This is a genomic window from Muricoccus pecuniae, assembly GCF_014199205.1.
Lineage (GTDB): Bacteria > Pseudomonadota > Alphaproteobacteria > Acetobacterales > Acetobacteraceae > Roseomonas > Roseomonas pecuniae.
This window is the reverse complement of record NZ_JACIJD010000070.1, coordinates 1-2,556: the sequence shown is the minus strand read 5'-3', so window position 1 is coordinate 2,556 and position 2,556 is coordinate 1. Positions and strand designations below refer to the sequence as shown.

2 protein-coding genes are annotated in these 2,556 nt (G+C 71.0%); both read left to right on the top strand.

The genetic code is table 11. The annotated features are described in order from the left end of the window. Positions 1 to 129: 129 nt before the first annotated feature. Entirely contained in the window at positions 130 to 1,053 is a 924-nt protein-coding gene (locus FHS87_RS23115; protein ID WP_184522224.1) for a tyrosine-type recombinase/integrase, read from the top strand. 5 nt (positions 1,054 to 1,058) lie between these two features. Continuing rightward, positions 1,059 to 2,255, top strand: coding sequence for an IS91 family transposase (locus tag FHS87_RS23110; protein WP_184522221.1), 1,197 nt, complete (start codon positions 1,059 to 1,061; stop codon positions 2,253 to 2,255). Positions 2,256 to 2,556 lie beyond the last annotated feature (301 nt).

The window sequence follows — 2,556 nt, the reverse complement described above, 5'->3', positions numbered from 1 at the left end:
GAACGAACCCGCTATCGCGGGATTGGTCCTGTTTGCACTGATGCGCTGCCGCGTCGGCAGACAGGCATGAATTGAGCGGGCCCGGGCCCGAGCCGACGCTGGGAGTTCCCCGATCCCGAGGAGCTCCCCATGCCTCACCTCCCTCCCGCCACCTCCGGCAGCCTGCGCGAGCGCTTCGTCGCTGACATGGCCGTGCGCGGGTTCACCGATAAGACCTGCAAGGATTACCTCCGCACCGTCGCGGGCTTTGCCGCCTTCCTGGAGCGCTCGCCCGGCACGGCGACGGCCGAGGACATCCGCCAGTTCCAGATCCGGCAGTCCGAGCAGGGCATGAATGCGCCGGCCATGAACAGCACCGTGGCGGCCCTGCGCTTCTTCTTCAACCACACGCTCGACCGGCCGGACCTGGCCCGCAAGCTGATCCGGCTCCGCTACCCCCGCAAGCTCCCGGTCGTGCTCAGCCCCGACGAGGCCGCGCGCCTGATCGCGGCCACGACCTGCCTCAAGCACCGCGCCGCGCTCTCGGTGGCCTATGGTGCCGGCCTGCGCGTGGCCGAGGTGGCGTCGCTCAAGGTGAGCGACATCGACAGCCGGCGCATGCTGATTGCCGTCGAGCGCGGCAAGGGAGGCCGGGGCCGCCACGCCCTGCTCTCGCCGGCCTTGCTCGCCCTGCTCCGGGCCTGGTGGCAGGAGGGGCGGCGAGAGGGCGTCATGCGGCCCGGCGGCTGGCTGTTCCCCGGCCAGGACCCGGCCAGGCCCATCACCACTCGCCAGCTCGGCCGCGTGGTCGAGGCGGCAGCGGTCGCGGCCGATCTGACCAAGCACGTCAGCCCGCACACGCTGCGGCACAGCTTTGCCACCCACCTGCTCGAGGACGGCGTCGACATCCGCGTCATCCAGGCCCTGCTCGGCCATGCCAAGCTGGACAACACCGCCCTCTACACCCGCGTCGCGACCAGGACGGTCCGCACCGTCACCAGCCCGCTCGACAGGGTCATGGCTCGCATCGAGCCCCGGGAGACCATGGGATCCGGAGCGGGTTCCGGCGGCTGACCGCCTTGCGCGCCCCGCTCGAGGTCGCCGACATCCTCCGCCGATACGGCCCCGCCTTTCGGGCGGCCCATGCCGGCCATCTCAGCCTCGGCCAGCTCAAGGTCATGGCGGCCATCGAGGCCTGCCGCACCGCCGCCCTCGGCGGCCACGTCGAGGGCTGCCAGGACTGCGGCCATCGCCGGATCGCCTACAACAGCTGCCGCAACCGGCACTGCCCGAAATGCCAGGGTGCCGCCGCACGCGAGTGGCTGGCCGCCCGAGAGGCCGACCTGCTGCCGGTCGGCTATTTCCACGTCGTATTCAGCCTCCCCGCCGAGGTCGCCGACATCGCGGCCCAGAACAAGGCGACGGTCTACGGCCTGTTGTTCCGCGCGGCCTCCGAGACAGTGCTCACCATCGCCGCCGACCCGCGCCACCTCGGCGCCCGCATCGGCATCACCGCCGTGCTGCACAGCTGGGGCTCGGCGCTGACCCACCACCCCCATGTCCACATGATCGTGCCCGGCGGCGGCCTCTCGCCCGACGGCCGGCGCTGGGTCTCGTCCCGGCCCGCGTTCCTGCTGCCCGTGCGCGTGCTCGGCAAGCTGTTCCGCCGCCTGTTCCTGACCCGACTGCTCGCGCTGTTCGACGCAGGCCGGCTGCGGTTCTCCGGCACCCAGGCCGGCCTCGCCGAACGACCGGCCTTCCTGCGCCATCTGGCGCCAACCCGCAAAAAGCCCTGGATCGTCTACGCCAAGCCGCCGTTCGCGGGTCCCGCGGCGGTGCTCGCCTACCTGTCGCGCTACACGCACCGGGTCGCCATCCCCAACCGCCGGCTGCTCGCGCTCGACGAGCACGGGGTGACCATCCGATACAAGGACTACCGCCGTAAGGGCACCGAGCGGCACCAGGTCATGACGCTCCGGACTGACGAGTTCATCCGCCGGTTCCTGTTGCACGTTCTGCCACGGGGCTTTCACCGCATCCGCCACTACGGCCTGCTCGCCAGCGGCAGTCGTCGCGACAACCTTGCCCGGGCCCGCGAACTCCTCGCGGTACCACCGCCACCACCGGAACCGAACGTGGCGCCCGAGCCCGCGGACCACCGGCCGCCCTGTCCTTGCTGTGGCGGCCGCATGCTCATCCTCGAGACCTTCGAGCGCACCGCCCAGCCACGCGCACCGCCACGGCCCGCATGCTCATCCGGACGAGGTTCGCCGTGACCCGGCACGGCCTGCTCAACTCCAGGATCCCAGCCCTGCTGTGGTCAACGGTGACCCACGACCATCACCCGCCAGAAAGACCTCGGCAGGCGGGTCGCGGCGGGGATCCTGCGTCAGCACCCGGCGCGAAACACGACATCGGCTCCCGGCATCGTCGCCAAAGGACGCCTGTCACCCTCCCACAGCTGACCTGCTCAGCCCCGGCCATCCGCTAAATCCCCATACCGAGCGCCAACGGACCGCGGGTTCGTTCCTCGGAGACTTTCGGACGCCTGCGGCATCCGAAACCCTTCACGAAAGC

What these genes read in the sequence shown, in the direction of transcription:
- FHS87_RS23115 (WP_184522224.1), top strand. Translation starts at nt 130, where the DNA reads ATGCCTCACCTCCCTCCCGCCACCTCCGGCAGCCTGCGCGAGCGCTTC.